This window comes from Paraburkholderia phytofirmans OLGA172 (assembly GCF_001634365.1).
Lineage (GTDB): Bacteria > Pseudomonadota > Gammaproteobacteria > Burkholderiales > Burkholderiaceae > Paraburkholderia.
In genome coordinates this window covers 1,946,708-1,965,402 of sequence record NZ_CP014578.1, presented here as the reverse complement: position 1 = coordinate 1,965,402, position 18,695 = coordinate 1,946,708, and the positions used below count along the sequence as shown (strand labels likewise).

At 62.0% G+C, this 18,695-nt stretch carries 11 protein-coding genes; 2 read left to right on the top strand and 9 right to left on the bottom strand.

Translation table 11 applies throughout. The annotated features are described in order from the left end of the window. The first annotated feature begins 310 nt into the window (after positions 1–310). Both AYM40_RS08380 and AYM40_RS08375 read left to right on the top strand, forming a co-directional pair. Positions 311–2,908 carry a hypothetical protein gene (locus AYM40_RS08380; protein WP_148662138.1) on the top strand — a complete coding sequence of 866 codons (2,598 nt, stop codon included), beginning with the start codon at positions 311–313 and terminating at the stop codon, positions 2,906–2,908. A gap of 46 nt (positions 2,909–2,954) precedes the next feature. Then, entirely contained in the window at positions 2,955–6,332 is a 3,378-nt protein-coding gene (locus AYM40_RS08375) for a mechanosensitive ion channel domain-containing protein (protein WP_063495808.1), read from the top strand. A 104-nt stretch (positions 6,333–6,436) separates the two neighbouring features. Here the strand turns inward: AYM40_RS08375 and gltS are convergent, their stop codons facing one another. The 9 genes from gltS to AYM40_RS08330 form a co-directional block, all read right to left on the bottom strand. Beyond that, complete coding sequence (gene gltS / locus AYM40_RS08370; RefSeq protein WP_063495807.1) at positions 6,437–7,639, bottom strand: sodium/glutamate symporter; 1,203 nt, start codon at positions 7,637–7,639, stop codon at positions 6,437–6,439. A gap of 290 nt (positions 7,640–7,929) precedes the next feature. Further along, a complete protein-coding gene (locus AYM40_RS08365) occupies positions 7,930–9,054 on the bottom strand; it encodes a porin (protein ID WP_063495806.1) in 1,125 nt (374 codons plus the stop codon). Positions 9,055–9,342: 288 nt separating this feature from the next. Continuing rightward, positions 9,343–10,611, bottom strand: coding sequence for an anaerobic sulfatase maturase (locus AYM40_RS08360; protein ID WP_063497918.1), 1,269 nt, complete (start codon positions 10,609–10,611; stop codon positions 9,343–9,345). A gap of 273 nt (positions 10,612–10,884) precedes the next feature. Continuing rightward, complete coding sequence (locus AYM40_RS08355) at positions 10,885–12,186, bottom strand: MFS transporter (protein WP_082855011.1); 1,302 nt, start codon at positions 12,184–12,186, stop codon at positions 10,885–10,887. After that, positions 12,183–13,682: a coniferyl aldehyde dehydrogenase gene (locus AYM40_RS08350; protein ID WP_063495805.1), complete on the bottom strand. Its 1,500-nt coding sequence runs from the start codon at positions 13,680–13,682 to the stop codon at positions 12,183–12,185. The genes AYM40_RS08355 and AYM40_RS08350 overlap by 4 nt, the downstream gene beginning before the upstream one ends. Before the next feature lie 109 nt (positions 13,683–13,791). Next, positions 13,792–15,345 carry a class I adenylate-forming enzyme family protein gene (locus AYM40_RS08345; RefSeq protein WP_063495804.1) on the bottom strand — a complete coding sequence of 518 codons (1,554 nt, stop codon included), beginning with the start codon at positions 15,343–15,345 and terminating at the stop codon, positions 13,792–13,794. 74 nt (positions 15,346–15,419) lie between these two features. Beyond that, a complete protein-coding gene (locus AYM40_RS08340; RefSeq protein WP_063495803.1) occupies positions 15,420–16,196 on the bottom strand; it encodes an SDR family NAD(P)-dependent oxidoreductase in 777 nt (258 codons plus the stop codon). Positions 16,197–16,266: 70 nt separating this feature from the next. Beyond that, on the bottom strand, positions 16,267–17,424 hold the full coding sequence (locus AYM40_RS08335) for an acyl-CoA dehydrogenase family protein (protein ID WP_063495802.1): 1,158 nt from the start codon (positions 17,422–17,424) through the stop codon (positions 16,267–16,269). 21 nt (positions 17,425–17,445) lie between these two features. Then, positions 17,446–18,687, bottom strand: a complete 1,242-nt coding sequence (locus tag AYM40_RS08330) for a thiolase family protein (protein ID WP_063495801.1) — start codon at positions 18,685–18,687, stop codon at positions 17,446–17,448. Positions 18,688–18,695: the final 8 nt, after the last annotated feature.

Here is an 18,695-nt window from a genome sequence, read left to right as displayed (position 1 = left end):
AAGCGGGGGCGTTGGCCGGCACGACGTCTTCGTGGACCCGACGTTGCCCGTGTTTCCCCGAATCGCACGATTGACGAAATCTGGCCATGCCCTCTTACTGTTGCGCATCTTGCTCGCCGCGCGGCTGCATGCAATTGGACCAAGGTCCAATTGCATATGCGCGGTAGTGAACCTATCTTTTTAGCTGCACCACTGACGACAATCGCGACCCGGCCGCCAACAGCCGTACCCCGTATCTGCTCATTCGCCTTCCGTCCCTGGCACGGGTCGCGCTGCGGAAGTGCCGTGAGGCGGACAGGAGCAAAGCATTGTGACTTCCAGACTGCCCATCCGAGTGTTGGCGCTGGCACTGGCGTTGTCGGCCATGCAGCCGAGCCGCGCCGCGACTCAAGACCCTGGTTGGCCACGTGAAATGGTCCAGGGGGACGCGACCCTCACCTATTACCAGCCACAGATCGACGACTGGAAAGACTTCAAGGAACTGACCGGTCGAATGGCGATTAGCATCACCCCGCGCGGTGGCAAGCCACAGGTGGGCGTGATCACGATGCAAATGCACACTGACGTGGATATCGACAGTCGCAACGTACTTCTGAGCAGTCCGCAAATTACCGGCACCGCTTTCCCCGGCACGGACCAGGCAACGAGCCAGAAGCTGGATCAGCTGGTGCGAAAGTTTCTCAATCCGCAGGCGTCGCTGACCTTGTCGATGGATCGGCTGGTGGCGAGCATAGACAAGAAACAGGCCGCACCGGTCGTCGCCGTCAAGAGCGATCCACCGGCCATCTTTGTCAGTTTCGGGCCGGCGGTCCTGCTGTTTGTGGATGGCGACCCGGTACCCGCGCCGATCCAGAATTCAGATGTCACATTCGTGGTCAACGCCAGTTGGCCACTGTTCGTCGACAACGCCGCCCACCAGTACTACCTGTTCACCGGTCAATCGTGGATGACGTCGACCGACCTGAAAACCGGCTGGGCGGAAACGAAGACACTCCCAGCCAAGATGACGAAGATTCCTGCCGACCCCACCTGGACGGATCTGAAGCCCTTCATTCCGCCGTCTGCGAAGCACGCTGCGAAGCCGCCGGCGGTCTTCTTCAGCAGTACGCCGGCTGAGCTGATCGTGTTCGACGGCCAACCGGTTTACACCGCGATCCCCGGCACAGGACTGGTGTTCGCGAAGAATACCGATAGCGACGTGTTCGTCTATGCGCCGACCAAGACTTACTACTATCTGACGGCAGGCCGCTGGTTTTCGTCGCCCAACCCCAGCGGGCCATGGACGTTCGCAACCAACCAGCTACCGGCCGATTTCGCCAGAATTCCTCGCGACAGCCCGGCCTCGCGAGTCCTCGCTTCCGTGCCGGGCACGCCGGAGGCCAACGACGCGGTGCTGCTCGCGCAGATTCCGACGACGGTTGAAGTCAACCCTGCTGCCGCGGCGGCCGAGATCAAGGTCGCCTACAGCGGCGAGCCAAATTTCGCACCGATCGAAGGCACCACGCTCGCCTACGCAACCAACACGCCCGACAAGATCATCAAGGTGCAGAATCACTATTACCTCTGTTCGCGGGGCGTATGGTTCGATTCGCCATCGCCGGCCGGACCCTGGCAAACCAGCAGTTCAGTGCCTCAGGTGATCTATACGATCCCGCCGGCCTCGCCCGTTTATAACGTCACTTACGTGACACAACAGGTCGTGCCGGGCGGCTCTGTCCAGGCCAGCTATACCGCCGGATATCTCGGCATGTTTATCGCAGGCGCCGCTGTCGGCGCGATCGTTGCGCAAGGCAACGGCTACTACTATCCGCCCTACGTCCGCGTGGGCTACGGGCCGTATCCCATCTACTATCCGCGTCCGGCGCCGTATGGATACCCGGCCTACAACCCCTATACCGGCGCGCGCGGCGTACGCGGCAGTGCCTATGGCCCGGCGGGTAGCGCGCAGTGGGGCGCTTCGTACAATCCTTATACCGGGACGTACGCGCGCGGCGCCACGGCTTCCGGCAAGTACGGCAGCGCGAGCGTCGCGCAGGCCTATAACCCCTACACCGGCGCTTATGCCGCCACCCGTCAGGGATCGAACGCGTATGGTCAATGGGGAAGCTCTGTCGTGACGAAGGGGAACCAGTGGGCGGCGACGCAGCATGCCACCACAGCGAAGGGCTCGGTCGGGACTTATCAGAATTCGGCTGGCGGCAAGGCGATTGCTGGAAGCACGGCCAACGGCAGAGCCGTAGCGGGCAAGACGGCAAACGGCGACCTTTACGCCGGACGTGATGGCAATGTGTACAAGAACACGGGTGGGAGCTGGCAGAAGTACGATAACGGTTCCTGGTCCAATGTGAACAAACCGACACCGCAGTCGTCGCCGCAAAAAGTGCAAGCCGCGCAGCCCCAGCGCACGCCCTCCGCGACGAACACCGGCCCGACTCGGCCAAACGCGCAGAACAATCAGCAGCAGCGCGCCGCAGGAGCCCGGCCCGGTAACGCCGGAACCACTCAGCAAAGCGCCCAGAGCATTCAGCAGCAACGCCCCGCGGGAGCCCAGCCGGCGAATCCCCGAACCACTCAGCAAAGCGCCCAGAGCGTTCAGCAGCAACGCCCCGCGGGAGCCCAGCCGGCGAATCCCCGGACCACTCAGCAAAGCGCCCAGAACTATCAGCAGCAGCAGCGCACCACGCCAGCACCGCCGAGCAGGGCCACTGCCCAGCCTCAAAATGCTGCGGGTGGCATCAACCGGACCAGCGCACAGCCTTCCTTTGGAGAGCTGAACAACGACATGCAGAATCGCCAGAGAGGTGCGACCCAGAGTCAACGCTACGCGCAACCGGGAGGCGGTGTCGACCGGAGAGCCAACGGCGCGGGCGGCGCAAGGGGTGGCGGTGGTGGTTTACGTCGGCAGTAGTCCAGACAAAACCCGTCTGCTTAGTCCCCTGACCATCGCGCGACTATTGCTGGTCGGCGCAACCATGACGGCTGTGCTCGCGCAGGGGGAGCCTCCCGTGGTTCGTTCGAACGCTGACCTGACTATCGAACAGGTGCGGCGCACGGCCCGGGAAGCCGAGGTCCGCAAGGACATCGATCCGCCCACCAAGGCGCGCATAGCGGAACTGTCCCGCGCAACGCTCGCGGATCTGGAGCGGGTTCCCGAGCTGCGTGCCCAGGCGCAGACCTATCGCCAGCTGATGCGCGATGCGCCGGACCAGATTCGTGATCTGGAGCGGACGCTGGAACAGCTTCGTTCTGAATCAGACCGGGCGGTTTCGGCCCCGTTGAGTGCCGGCAGCACACTCAATGACCTGGAGCAGGCGCGAGCCCAGGCCGAGACCCGCCAGGCCGCCGCGCGCGCCGAACTCGCGATGCTCGACCTCGAAATCGAACGTGTCGACACGGAGCCCGCGGAACTGCGCAACGCGCAGCGCGAGGCGCAAGCCGGTCTGGAACGGTCGCGCGAGGAAATCCAGACCGCTTCAGGTGCATCCCGCCAGACTTTGCTCACCATACCGGAGACGCAGGCCAGGCGGGCCGCGCTGCTGGTTCGCGAAGCTCAGGCTGATGCCTTGCGCAGCCGCCTCGACGCGCAACCTCTATTGGCCCGTTTGACGCAACTGCGGCGGGACGTGATTCGGACGCAATTGCAGCGCGACGATGCCGACCTGAAGCGGCTGGTGGCGCTCGCCGATCAGCGTCGAGTAGATGACGCCCGGCGTGCCGAGGAAGAGGCCTCCGAACGCCAGCGGCAATTAGTGGACCGCAGTCCCACCCTGAATCGGTTGGCGGCGGCCAATGTCCAAACCTCGGCGCAACTTGCCGGGACCGCGAAAGAAATCGAGTCGCTGCGGCAAGCTCGCGATCGGCGCACGGCGGAGGCGGAACAGCTGGCGGTCGATTTTCAGCGCGCGCGCCTCAGCCTCGCGCGCAGCAAGCTCACGGAATCACTGGCCCGGGTGCTCGCGGAGCGCGCTGCCGCGCTGCCTGAAGCGGAGCAGTTCCGTCGCGCGCGCGGCGAACGGGCGCGCGCCGCTGAGTCGATCGCTGCGGCTGCGTTCCAGGTCGAGCGCGAACAACGTCGTCTCGCGAACCCGGACGAAGAGCTCGACGCCGTCATGCGCAAAGAGGCTGCGCGCACGCGCCCGGCAGAACTGGCAGCCCTGCGTGGCGAAGCGGTAGTCCTGATTGCGGACCGCAGGGAACTGCTCGATCGGCTATCGACCTCGCAGCGAACCTACCTGAACACGCTGGACGAACTCGTCGCCGCCGAGGACCAGCTCCTGAGCACCGCGCAAGACTATCGCAGCCTGATCGACAAGGCGCTGTTCTGGGTGCCTGTGGCCCCCCTGTCCGAACGGTCCTTCAGCGATTTGCCGCAGACGCTGTTGTGGCTCGCCTCGCCAACGGGCTGGCGCGAGGTGGGCGAAACCATCAAGGATCAGGCGCAGCAACGCTCGCTGCAGGTGCTTGTCCTGTTTGGCGCCGCGTTCGCCATCGTGGCGGCGCGCAAGCGTCTGCTTGCGCGTCTGCGACGCCTGTCCGAGCGCAAGGGAGCAGAGGGCGACCCCGACGTCACCGCCACCGTGCAGGCCCTTGGCACGACCCTGCTCGTCGTTGCGCCGATACCGTTAGCCATCTGGACGGTCGGCAACCTGATCGTCACCTCGCCGACGGCCTCGGAATTTGCCAATGCTGTCGGCGAAGGGCTCGGCCCGGCGGCGTGGGGGGTACTCGCAGGGCTGTTCTTCTCAAGGCTGTTTCGTCGCGATGGCATTGCCCAACTGCATTTCGGACTCGACGCCCAGTCAGTGCGTGCATTGCGCCGCGCATCGCGCGTGTTCACTTTCCTCGTGCTGCCGCTTGGCTTCGTCAACCAGGTCGCATCCCAGTACGACGATCTCATCGTGCGGGCCTCACTGGGGCGCCTAACCCATATGCTCGCGCTCATCGTGTTCGCCGGCGTGATCGGTATGACCTTCCGGCCGGGTGGCCGGGTTCTCTCGCGGTATTTCGGCCCAGCCGCGGAGGACCGGGACGTGGTCATGAAATATGCCGCCTACATCTTCGCCTGTTTGGTGCCGCTATCGCTGACGGTACTGTCGGCGGTTGGCTTTTACAATGCCGCGCAGGTCTTCGGCCGGCTCACGCTAATCAGTTGCCTCGCTGCGGCAGCGATCGCGCTGTTCCATACGCTGACCGCGCGCTGGTTGCGCGACCGGCGCGACGAACTTGAGCGCGCGCGGACGCAGGGCATGGATCGGGAGTCGGAAGTCCTGATCGACGGAGCACGCAAGAATCTGGACCGACCGGACCTGGCCTCGATCGGAGCCCAGGCGACACGCTTGTTGCGGGCGTTGTCCGCCGTACTGCTGGTGATTGCCGTGCTGGTGGTCTGGCACGGCGCATTACCAGGGCTGAGCCGGCTCAACGAGATTGCTCTCTGGTCCTATACCGATGTCGAGGAGGGCCAAACGGTGGAGCGCACCGTCACCCTCGGGGGCGTGATGCTCGCCCTGACGATAGGATTTATCGCAGTCGTTGCGGTCAAAAACATCGGAGGCTTCCTTGATATTGCCTTCCCGGACCGGGCACGGCTCTCCGGCGGCAGCCGCTATGCCATCAGGACCGTGGCCCGCTACGTCATTGTGGGTGGGGCGGTCATGACGGTGTTTAGCGTGCTGGGCGGCAACTGGTCCCGGATTCAATGGCTGGTCGCAGCCATGGGCGTGGGCCTCGGCTTCGGCCTGCAGGAGATTTTTGCAAATTTCGTCTCCGGTTTGATCATATTGTTCGAGCGGCCGATCCGTATCGGCGATACCGTGACTGTCGCAGACGTGACCGGCGTCGTGACCCGTGTGCAGGCGCGCGCCACGACAGTGACCGACTTCGATCGCAAGGAAGTGGTGATACCGAACAAGACCGTCATCACAGAGCGAGTCATCAACTGGACGCTGAGTGATCACATCACGCGGGTGGTGCTGAAGGTCGGCGTCGCCTACGGCTCCGACACTAAGGCTACATGCGAATCGATCCTGAAAGCAGTGCGCTCGGCACCCAAAGTCCTCACGAATCCCGCCCCTAGCGTATTCTTCCTCGCTTTCGGCGACAGTTCACTCGATTTTGAGGCGCGTTTCTTTGTCGAGGGCGTGAATCAACGAATTCCCGCCACCCACGATGTGCTTACGGCGATCGAACGTGAGTTGCGGCAGGCGGGCGTTGAAATCCCATTCCCGCAGCACGACGTTCATCTCAAGTCCGGACTCCCGGCGCCGCTGGCACACGACGCGGTACCGCGCACGGAGGATGGAACTGCAGCGGGTGCTGCCGCCTCTCGCTAGTCAATGGATCGCGTGTCGTTGCGAGCCTTCTGCTCGTGCCGGGCGCCGCGCACGGAATCGCTGTCCGGCCCGGTGTGAAATACGCACTGTCGGCCCAGTCGCCTTTACGGATAAATTGGCAGTAGCAGAAACAACTTGATGACGATCGCATTGGCGATGTCGATAAAAAAGGCGCCTACCATCGGCACCACCAGGAAGGCCAGGTGTGAAGGGCCGAACCGATCCGTAATGGCTTGCATGTTGGCGATCGCGGTTGGCGTGGCGCCGAGGCCGAAACCACAGTGTCCGGCGGCTAGCACCGCCGCGTCATAGTTGCGCCCCATGACCCGGAAGGTGACGAACATGGCGTAGACGGCCATCGCGATCGCCTGCGCGACCAGGATTGCGAAAAGCGGCAGCGCAAGCGAGGCCAGATCCCCTAAGCGCAGGCTCATCAGCGCGATCGCGAGAAAGAGTCCGAGACTGACATTGCCGATCAGCGACACCGCGGGCTCGAAGACCTGATACCAGCCGGGCATCGCAAGCCCGTTGCGCAGGACAACGCCGACAAACAGGACACACACGAACGCGGGCAGCTCGAACGCTGTGCCGGTCAACCACAATGCGATGGCCGAGCCGACAGCGAGGCAAACGGCAATCAGCGCCACTGTTTCGATGAAGGCCTCCGCCGTGATCGGGCGAACCGCTTTGGGCTGCTCGAAACCGGTCGTGTCTGTGACCTCGGATTCCGGGTTGGGCGCAAGGCCGTAGCGCGTGATCAGAAAGCGCGCGACCGGGCCGCCGATCAATCCGCCGAGTATCAGGCCGAACGTGGCGCAGGCAATCGCAATCTCGGTTGCCGCTGCGAGCCCGTGACGCTCCGCGAACACCTTGGCCCAGGCTGCACCCGTGCCATGGCCGCCTGAGAGCGTCACCGACGCCCCAAGCAGGCCGAGCACACGTTCTTGTCCTAACGCCCAGGCGAGACCGATGCCGAGCGCATCCTGCATCACGAGCAAGCCGACCACGGCACCGAGAAAGACAAGTAGCGCACGCCCGCCGGCTCTCAGCCCGGCGAGATCGGCGTTCAGACCGATGGTGGCGAAGAAAGTGAGCATCAGCGGCGTTTGAAGCGTTGTATCGAAACGCAGGTCGATTTTAAACACGCTCCTTGAGCCAAAAACCAGCAGCGCTACAAGTAACCCGCCGACTACCGGTTCCGGGATGCTGTAGGTTCGCAATACGCGTGTCCGGGCAAGGATCTGCCGACCGAGCAGAAGAACCAGCGAAGCGGCCATCAGCGTCTCCAGCGTGTCCAGGCTCACCATGTTCTTCTCCAGTCGAGAGTTCGATTAGTTATTGGCCCAGCGAGGCAGTTGTTCCGGAATGGCCCGATGCGAACCTGAGATGCCCAGCTCGCACCCTGGGATAACTTAATCATAGGGCGGATCGAGAACTGATGATCGCGCATCATGGGCTGCGCGTGGCCGACATGTTGATAATGAAGGGGGCGTTTATCGATCGTTCGCTCCCTGCTCCGCTCACGCCTGCCGAGACGCCGCCAGCCCCCCGACACGTCGGACGGGGCATGGCAGCGCGGCGCTTTACGCGGGAACGCTCAAAATCGCTTTCGAATACCAATCATCGCCGCTGTCGTATTCATACCCGGCGCGACGGGCTGCCCATACTCAACCGACTGATTCATCTTGCCCCGGTTGTCCACGTAACCCACCTGGGCATACAGCGTGGTCGCCTTGGAAAGACTGTAGTTCGCGCCGAGCACAATTTCGGTCGATTTGTTCGCCGAGTTGTTTTCGTCCTTGATGTAATACACGCCGCTTGTCAGCTCGAAAGCCGGCGTGAACCGATAGCCAAAGCCACCGGAAATCATGTCGAAATTAGTGGTCTTCGGATGGGCGGGATTGCGGCCGTTGCTAAACGACGTACTGGCTGTAAAGCCGTTGATCGAATACAGCGCACCGAGGTAGTAGAACCGGTTGTTGTCCAGCCCGGTCGCCACGCTTGTCGGACTGGGATTGGTATCATGCCCGTTGTAATAGGCTGCCGCGAGTTTCAGTCCATAGTTGTCGTACTGCAAAACCGCCGATTCTCGTGTGCTGCCCTGCGCCTGCCCCGCTACGCCACCCGGCGCGTATTCGAGGCTGGCGGTCACGCCGCCGAAGTTCGGGGAGACATAGACAATGGCGTTGTCGTCGAACACCGCCCCAAGCTGTGCGTTCGTACTGGTTCCGGGCCAGCCCGCAGCGGAATTCATGCTGACCAGCGCGGTAAAAATACTGCCGAAGTAGCCCCCCTGGCGCACATCGGTGTAAGCCATCGCGTAGGTCAGCGGGATAATCTGCCGGCCCATGGTGAGCGACCCGTACGGGCCGGCCAGGCCAACCGACGCCTCCTGATTGAATTGCGCCGCCACGCCGGCGGTACCGCTCAACCCAAATTTGCCACTGGTACTGTCAAATGAACCTTGCAATTTGAAGTTGGTCTTCCACCCGCCTCCCAGGTCTTCCGTACCTTTGAACCCGAGCATGCTGGTATAGATGCCACCGTCTTTCATTTTGAAAAGGTGGCCGGTATTCGGCGCGGCGGGATTGTACGAAGCCGCCGAAGTATTCTGATAAAGCAACCCCGTATCCACTGCCCCATACATTGTTACCGACGATTGTGCATGCGCAGTACTACCGACTGTTGCCACTGCAATTGCAACTGCAAAGCCTCTTTTCATTTTGTCTCCTTGGATTACCTGATCCGGCGTCCATGTGGCAACCAGAAATTTCCGTGCTGAATCACTTTCCAAAACCAGCAACCTGCGAGACTCGTGGTCAGCAGCCAGCCGCCGAACGGCTTGTGTAAGCCGCTCACCAGCCCTCAACGGTCAACGCCGCACGACAGGTCGTCGAAGCAGCATCGTTGTCCAATACGCGTCTGAAGTCGTTCGCGTCAGCCATATCGGATGATCATTCAGACCGGACGTCCCGCCGCGGTCGTCGGGCGAGACATCGCGGGTTCGGCGTCAGCACCGGATGATGTCCATCACCTGGTCCGCCGGTTTGCCCTGCCCCAGCAACCGCGCCATGATGTTCATTGCGGGTGTGATGTGACGGAAATAGGCCTGATAGCCGGCGCACAGATAATTGAGCCCCGGTTCGCCGTCTTCCGATTCGATAAAGCGGTTCTTGGGGCACTCGCCATGGCACGCGAAGCGGAATTCACAGCGCAGACATTTGGCGGGGAGCGAGGTTTCCTTCGCCATGCCGAAGTCGGTCTGCACCTGCGAGGACATCATGCTGCCCAGGTCGTCCGACATCACGTTGCCGAGGCGATATTCCGGGTACATGAAATGGTCGCAAGCGTAAACACTGCCGTCGTGCTCGACGATGGCGGCTTTGCCGCAACGCGGGCTGAAGATGCACGCGCCCGCAGGCAACTGGCACCACGACGCGAGCGCCCATTCGAAGTTCATCACGTGAACCGTGCCAACGTCGTTGCGAACCCATTCATCGAATACCGCGGACAGAAATGCACCGTACGCAAGCGCGCTCACCGTCAGCGACGTCACCGCTGTTTCTCTACGTGCCACTGGCTTCGCTTTCGCTACGGCAGACAAGCTGAGCGACGGGGGCACGGCAAAATGCAGTCCGATGACCTTTTCCTCAGGCTGAGCCACCCGCTCGACGACCGGATTGAACTGGATGAAACGCGCGCCTAGTTCCTTCAGATGACGATAGATTTCCAACGGCTGATGGACATTGGTGCTGGATATTGTCACCAGCACATTGAAATCCACGCCATGACGCGACAAGACGGCCAAACCACGCACGGTGTCGTCGTAACTCGAATGGCCGCGCTTGTCGGGGCGCGCCACGTCGTTAAGCTCACGCGGACCATCCAGACTGACGCCCACGAGAAAACGCTCGCGTCGAAGAAACGCACCCCACTCGTCGTCGAGCAAGGTGCCGTTGGTCTGCAAGGTGTTGCGAATCAGCTTGCCCTGAGCGAACTTGCGCTGCAATGCCACGGCGCGCTCGAAGAATTGCAGCCCCAGCAAGGTGGGTTCACCGCCCTGCCAGGTGAATTCGACCTCAGGCGCCGACTGAGCCGCAATATATCGCCGGACGTAAGCCTCAAGGACCTCATCGGACATACGAAAGCGCTCGCGTGGCGGAAACGCGTTTTGTTTCTCGAGGTAAAAGCAATAGCCGCAATCGAGATTGCAAAGCGCGCCGATGGGCTTCGCCATCAGATGAATGCCGGTCAGCGATGCCGCGGTTGGGGCATTCATGCTTGACGGCGGCAGGCGGCCACCCAGTAGTGCGAAGCAGAAGTCATGGCTATGGCCTTTGAAGAACAAGCAACCCGCTTGAGATTTGACTAAATCAGCCCCGCAATACGGCCGGCTCCGGCCGTATTGCGTCGATGGCTAATCGTATGGGACGAGCGGTTCCCGCGCCTGTCATTGCGGCCAAAAAGGAGGTCTTTCAGAGTGTCGCCAGAATCGCGCGGCGTACGACGTACGGCATGCCGCATGCCGCGCAGACAAAAACCGCTGCCGTTCCTAGCCGGCAGCCTTCCTCGCGGCGATATCCGCTTCGTAGTAACGCGCGGCAAGCAGAAATAGAACCGCTGCGCTCAGCGACATCAGCGGCGCAACAGTGAGCGCTGTGCGCAGATTCGTCACGTCGGAAAGGAGTCCCACCAGATACGGACCTGGTGCCGTGCCAAGCAGATTGGCGCCCAGCACCGCAGTTGCCGTCACGGTGGCGTGAACGGCGGGATTGGTGACGTCGATCAGCATCGCCACCGCGGCGCCCCCATGCGCCGCGGCGAAGAGCGCGCCGCCGAGCAGCAGCACAAGCCCCGCTAAGCCAGGCGGCAATGCGAATGCCGCAAACAGCATCAACGCGGAAATCAGCGCGTAAGCGGCAGGCACGAGCGCCCGATAGCGAGGCCGTCCCCTGCTCAGCCAATCGGCCACGCCGCCTCCAAAGAGCATGCCCATACCCAGCAGGAGCACCACCACCGCCGCGATCAGGCTCGCCTTCTTCGGGTCATAGCCGTAGAAGCGATTGAAGTATGTCGGCACCCATGCAATCAGAATGGCGGGGATCCCCAGCTGCAGACCGAACGCGGCGAACGTAAAGTTGCCGGAGCGCGCGGCGAACACATGTTTGAATACTTCGGCAAACCGCGGCCGCCCATTGACGCACTGGCCCGAAGCGCCCTGTTGCAAGGCAGGCACCTGGTAATCGCGAACAAAGAAAGGGTAAAGGACGGCGAGCAGCAGGCCCGGCGCGCCGACCGCGAAAAAGGCATAGCGCCAGCCGAACTGGCTCGCGACCGCACCGCCAATCACCACGCCCATCACGGAACCGAAGATGCCGCCCGATTGAAACGCCCCCAATACCGCGGAACGCTTGTCTTCCGGGAAAGTGTGGGCAAGCAAAGCCGCGCCCGCCGCCGCATAGGCGGCCTCGCCAAACCCCACCATTGCGCGCGCCGCGAGCATCTGCGTGTAGCTGGTCGCGATGCCACACGCGATGGTGGCGAAGCACCAGACGAACGCCATCAGCGTAATGCTTTTGACGCGCCCCCAACGATCCGCGATCAGCGACAACGGAAGGGTCATCACGCCGACCACCAGCGACACGATACTGACGAGCGCGCCCAGTTGCGAATCCGATACGCCCCACACCGGTTTGAGAAACGGGAAGACGGCGCCCACCGCCTGGCGCGACAGGTAGTCCGACAGAATCAATCCGAAGCTCAAGGCGAACACGGTCCACGCATAGGCTTTCGAACCTTGGTACACGCCGGCGCCGGAAGCCCCGCGGGCCTGGATCAGGTGTAGGGCTCTCATGTCGACTCTCTGCTTATGTCTTGCGCCGTCGAACCATACCGGCGGGCTTCATTTTCATATGAACACGGAATGTTCAAGGCCGGGTCGGGATACCCAAGGAATAGCTTCGATATCAGCCGTTGAACGCGCGTGCCGTAGGGCGGACGAAACAGACCGATCGGGAACCAGCGCCTCATCCTAAATACCGACTTGCCGTGCGACAGCGCTCTGAATCCCTCCGGCCCGCGCCAGCTTCCAATTCCCGAATTGCCGGTGCCGCCAAACGGCAAGTCACCCTGGAAAACGTGCCATGCCCAATCGTTGACGGTCATGCCACCGGCGTGAACGTCCTGCTCCAATCGTTTGATTTCGCCCGCGTCCGTACCGTAGTAGTACAACGCCAGCGGACGAGGCCGCGCCGTGATGTACCGGATGCCTTCGTCCAGCGAATCGCAGGCCATCACCGGCAGGATGGGATTGAACAGCTCTTCCTGCATGATCCGCATATGGGGCGTCACGTTCGTCACGATCTGCATGGGCACGGCTCGCGAGCCGTTGCCGTTGCCGGTGCCGCACGAGGTGACGGTGGCGCCTTTGGCCACCGCATCGGCGAGCAACTCATGCACGCGCGTGGCGTGGCGGTCGGAAGCGATGTACGTGTAGTTCGGATCGCCGGCCGGGTCGGGAACCATGCGTCGGAATGCGCTTACTGCGGCTGCCACGAATTCGTCGATCCGATCGCGTGGCACCAATGCATAATCCGGTGCCACGCAGGCCTGCCCCGCGTTGAATGCCTTGCCGTGCGCGATCGAGCGCGCCGCGGCCGCCAGCGACGCTGAAGGTGCGACGATCGCAGGCGACTTGCCGCCGAGCTCCAGTGTGACAGGTGTCAGATTGGTGGACGCCGCACGCATGATCTCTTTTCCGACAGCAGGCGAACCGGTAAACACGATGTGATCGAACGGCAAGCTCGCAAAGGCCCGAGCAACATCCACGCCGCCGCCAAACACCGCCACCTGATTTTCCGGAAATATCTCAGCCAGCATCTCGCACAGAACCAGCGTGCTGCGGGGCGAGAATTCCGACATCTTGATCATCACCCGATTGCCCGCTGCGAGCGCCGTGATCATCGGCCCCACTGCCTCGACGATCGGGAAATTCCATGCCGCGATCACGCCGACAACGCCTTTAGGCTGGTAGACCACTTTGGCGCTGTTGGTGCGAAACAGCAAGTCCGTGCGCCGCCGTTGCGGCTTCATCCAACGCCGCAGGTTGGCAAGCGCATGGTCGATCTGCAACGCAGGAAACATCACGTCCAGCATCTTGCACTCGAACTCGGAGCGGCGGCCGAAATCGTCGCTCATCGCCGCCGCGAGTCGATCCTGATAGCGGCTCAAGGCCTCTCGCACCGTTTTCAACTCGCGCCTGCGTTGCTTCAACTCAGGATAGGGGCTGGCGCGGCATGCATCACGCTGCCGGGCCAATACGTCCCGCAGATTTTCAATGGCATCGTTCATTTCGGCATTCCGGTTCACCCTCTTTCTCGGCGCGGTCTCGATCGAGCACGTATCCCGCTACATCTCGCGCTTCAGGCGGCACGCCTGCAGCGGATCGGTAGATCGGCACCTACACCGATCGCCACTGCTCACCCCAGTACTTTTCCCGAACGTCTTTCTTGAGCAGCTTGCCCACCGCGCTGCGCGGCAGGTCGACCCAGAACTCGACGCTCTTTGGCGTCTTCGTGCTGCCCAGATGCTCCTTGCAGAGCGCCATGATCTCTTCTTCGGAAACGGTCAGCCCGGGCTTGCGCTGAACCACCGCTTTCACCGCCTCGCCCCATTTGTCATCCGGCACGCCGATCACAATGCAATCGAGAACGGCGGGATGGTTCTGAATGACTTTCTCGATTTCGACGGGAAAAACATTGAAGCCGCCGGTGACGATCATGTCCTTCATGCGATCCACGATGGTGACGTAGCCCCGTGCGTCCCGCACGCCGACATCGGTGGTGTGGTGCCAGCCGAATGCCGAAACCGCAGCCGTGTCGTCCGGCTTCTTGTAGTAGCCCTGCATAACCATCGACGAGCGCACGACGATCTCGCCACGTTCACCGGCAGGCAACAGGTTGCCTTCGGCGTCCATGATGGCGAGACACGCGACGTCGACCGCTTTACCCGCCGCCCTCACCACATCCTCGTCGAAGCTGCCATCCGGCATCAGGTAGTCCGCAGGACCTTTGACCAGGATCGGCACCAGCGTCTCTGTCTGCCCGAAGCTTTCATACATGACCGGTCCAAACACTTGAACTGCTTCCTTGAACTTCTCCGGCGCGATCGGCGCCGCACCGACGATGAAGGCCTGCAACGAAGAGAAGTCCGTCTTCCGGGTCTTCGGATGCGCCAGCAGACCGTAGACGGCGGTAGGCGGCAGGTAAAGGTGCGTGATCTTTTCCGCTTCGATCAAGCTCAACACGGCATCTGGATCGAAACCCGGCATGAGAATGTTGACACCGCCCTTGATCGTGAAGCCAAGCGCCAGCAGCCCGGCGGCATGCGTCAGCGGCGCCACGCACAAGTGCCGCGAACTGGACGTGATGCCGAACGCCGAAGTGAGACCCAGCCCCATGAACTCGAGGCTCCGATGCGTGTGCACCGCGCCCTTGGACGGCCCGGTCGTGCCGCCGGTAGGTTGCAGGAACGCACGCTTGGCCGGGTCCTCCGGCTGATTGCGGAAAGGCTTCCAGCAGTCTTTCAGCCATTCATCCATCGACATCCCGTGTTCCGATGCGCGGTCGATGCAGACATACAGTCTGGCTTTCGACAGCTTCGCTTTCAGCACCGGCATGCTGCTTTCAAAATAGCTGTGAAAGAACACCATGTCGGTGTCGAAGTAGTCGAGCACCTCGGCGTTAGTCTCAACCGAATTGCGAATGTGGACGGACAGCCACGCAGCGTCGGCCAGGTTGATACCCAGGTGCAGCAGACTGACCCGGTAGTCGTTGGGCGCATAGATTGCCGCATGCGTGCCCGCACCTGCCGCGCGCGCGCGCGTCAAGCAGTGCGCTACCGCATGTACGTATTTTTGGGCCTCGCCGTATGTCATGCGGGTGGCGCCGTCGACAAACGCCAGGTTGTCCGGGTGAAGCTGCGCTACCGCATCGAAATAGTCTGCCAATCTCATTTTTTACTCTCTTCCAGCACCAGTCTTTGAAACGTTCGGGGATCGACCGATCCTGAACCGATCCTCAACCGACTCTATTTCGCACGCATGCGCGACGCAGCATCGAGACGAATGGTTTCGCCATTCAGGTAAGCGTTTTCGATAATGAACGCGCAGCAGTGCGCAAACTCGCGCATGTCGCCCAAACGCTTCGGCGCTTCCATCTGCTCCTTGAGCATCGTCAGCACCTTCTCGTCGAGTCCCGCCACCATAGTCGTCAGGAACAGGCCGGGGGCGATCGCGTTGACGCGCACCCCAATCGCGCCGAGTTCACGCGCGGCCGGCATGTTCATGCCGATGATGCCGGCCTTGGTCGCCGCGTAGGCGCTCTGCCCGATCTGACCTTCGTACGCCGCGCCCGAGGAAACGTTAATCACCACGCCACGCTCTTCGCCCGCCTCAGGGTCATTGCTCGCCATCTGCTCCGCGCATTTGGACATCACATTGAATACGCCGTTGAGATTGACCGCGGTCGTCTGCGCGAACTTTGCGAGCGGCGCTGCCTTGCCTTCCTTGCCCAACACCTTGAATGCGGTCGGCACGGCCGCGCCGTTGATACAGACGTGAATGGCGCCGAAGCGGGCCATGACCTCGCCGACAGACTTTTGCACCGACTCTTCGCTGCTGACGTCCGTTTGCACGAACATCGCGCGATCGGCGCCGATATCGGCTACCGCCTTTTCACCGGCTTCGACATTCAAATCGAAAATAGCGACACGGGCGCCCTTTTCCTGCGTGAGGTACAGCGCGGTGGCCAAACCAAGCCCCGAAGCGCCCCCGGTGATAACGACGACTTTGTCCTGAATACGCATGGGATATCCGAATATAAGTTGAGAATTTGAAAGGCCCTGGTGCGGGCAGCGCCGTGAGCGCCGCCACGCATCAGAATGCGTTGACCCCAGTCAGCGCGCGCCCGATGATGAGTTGCTGGATTTGGGTCGTGCCCTCCGGAATCGGCACAACAATCGCTTCGCGCGCCAGCTTCTCGACCAGAAACTCCTTGGTAACCCCATTGCCGCCGTGAATCTGCACCGCCTGGCGGGCGATTGTCACCGCGGCTTCACAGGCAAAATATTTGGCCATGGCTGCTTCCATCTCGGCGGGCACTCCCGCTTCGATCATCGATGCAGCACGCTGGGTCAGCAGACGGCTGGCGTCGACATGCGTGGCCATTTCGGCCAGCATCGCGGAGATCAGCTGGTGCCCGGCAATCACCTTGCCGTGCTGTTTGCGCTCCGTGGCATAGCGCGTCGCCTCTTCCAATGCGCGCCGTGCAATACCGAGACCCTGCGCGGCGACGAAAACACGCGAGCGTTCGAACATCGTTAACGTGTTCTTCAGCGCTTCCCCTTCGTTGCCGAGCATGTTGCTGGCCGGCACACGGACATCGCTAAGGAATATCTGCGCCGTCGACTGGCTGTTCCAGGCGATCTTATGAATATCCCGAACCTCGTACGGATGCTCTTTGCGGTCGAGCAGAAAGTGCGTCAGGCCGCGGCGCGGATCGTCGCCGGTCCGGCACGTGCAGATCAGAATGTCCGAATAGGCGCCGTTACTGATCCACGTCTTCTCGCCGTTGATGATGTAATGATCCCCATCCCGCCGGGCGCGCGTCTTGATCTCCAGCACGTTGGAGCCAACGTCCGGCTCGGAGATACCCGCGCTGCAGAACAGTTCGCCCTTGAGCAGTCCCGGCAGATAGCGTTCGCGCAGATGCGCAGGCGCCAGCCTCGCGAGCATCTGCGCACAGAAACCATTGATCAGCACCGGCACCGACAGATCGACCGAGGTGGCCGCCACTTCTTCGAACAGCATGATCATCGTGAGCCAATCAAGACCCAGACCGCCGTGCTCTTCACCCACGGTACCCGAAATCAGGCCGAACTGGCTAAGCTCACGCATGAACTCACCCATCTGCTCCTTCGGCACGAACCTGTCGCGATACTCCTTGTTGAACAAGGGATCGGCCTTGTCTGCCAGATAGCGCCGCAGTCCGTCCACCGCGCCTCGCTGCTCTTCCGTCCTGAATACGTATCCCATCTCTAGGCTTCCCTGAATGACTTACTGTTTGGCAAGAATCGTGATGGCCACCACGGCCTCTTCGATACCGTAAAGACCGCCGCCGTTTTCCTGAATCGCAATGCGGGCGTTGTCCACCTGCCGCTTGTCCGCTTCGCCGCGCAACTGGGTCACCAGTTCGTGGATCTGGCCGAGGCCGGTTGCGCCAATGGGGTGGCCCTTCGATTCGAGGCCGCCGGAAGGGTTGATCGGCATGCGGCCGCCGACCGTAAAGTCGCCTCGCTCCGCTGCCGGTCCGCCTTCGCCGAAAGGCACCAGCATCAATGACTCGGCATTGAGAATTTCGCCGATCGCGGACGCGTCGTGAACCTCCGCGACATCGACGTCTTCAGGCGCCACGCCAGCCTGTTCGTATGCCTCTTTCGCCGCGCGGTGGGCAATGATCTTGTGCGGCTCATCGAGGCCGCGCGTGGTGCCGGTTTGCACGACGCTGGCGAGCACACGCACCGCACGGCGCGCCGCGCCGTTGAGCCTCTTCAGTCCCGCTGCGTTGCACAGCACGACAGCAGCCGCGCCATCGCTGATCGGGGAACACATCAACGTGGTCAACGGATAGGCGATCGGTGGCGACGCCAATACCTCCTCGATACTGAAGGGCTGTTGAAACTGCGCCAGCGGGTTGTGCACCGAGTGTTGATGGTTCTTTGCCGCCACAGCAGCGATCTGCCTCCGGGTAGTACCGTAACGCAACATGTGGTTGCGGCAAATCGCGGCATACACGTCCATGAAGACGCTGTACGGGCGCTCGGACATGGTGCCCGGCGGCGGCGTCATGCCCTCGCCCATGGCGAGCAACGTCGCCTTGTTGCGCTCCACCGTCGAGACGTCCCAGCCGCCGTCGAACGCCGCGAACATCCTGGCCTTGTCCGGAATATTCATCTTTTCCGCACCAACGGCCAGCGCGATATCGCAGCTGCCCGAACGCAACGCCAGCGTCGCCAGGTTGAATGCCGATGAACCCGTGGCACAGGCGTTTTCCACCGTAAATACCGGCACGCCTTCAATGCCGAGGCGGCGCATCGCAATCGGGCCGGGGATGGCGGTTTGGCCTTGCAACTGGCCATTCGTCATGGTCCCGTAATACGCGGCGCCAATGTCGGCCGTACCGCAGCCGGCGTCTTTCAACGCAAGCGCTACGGCTTCTCCGACCATGTCGTACACCGACTTTTCAAGCAGGCGCCCAAAGGCAGTCATGCCGACGCCGGCCACATAGATATCGCTCATGTTTCTGT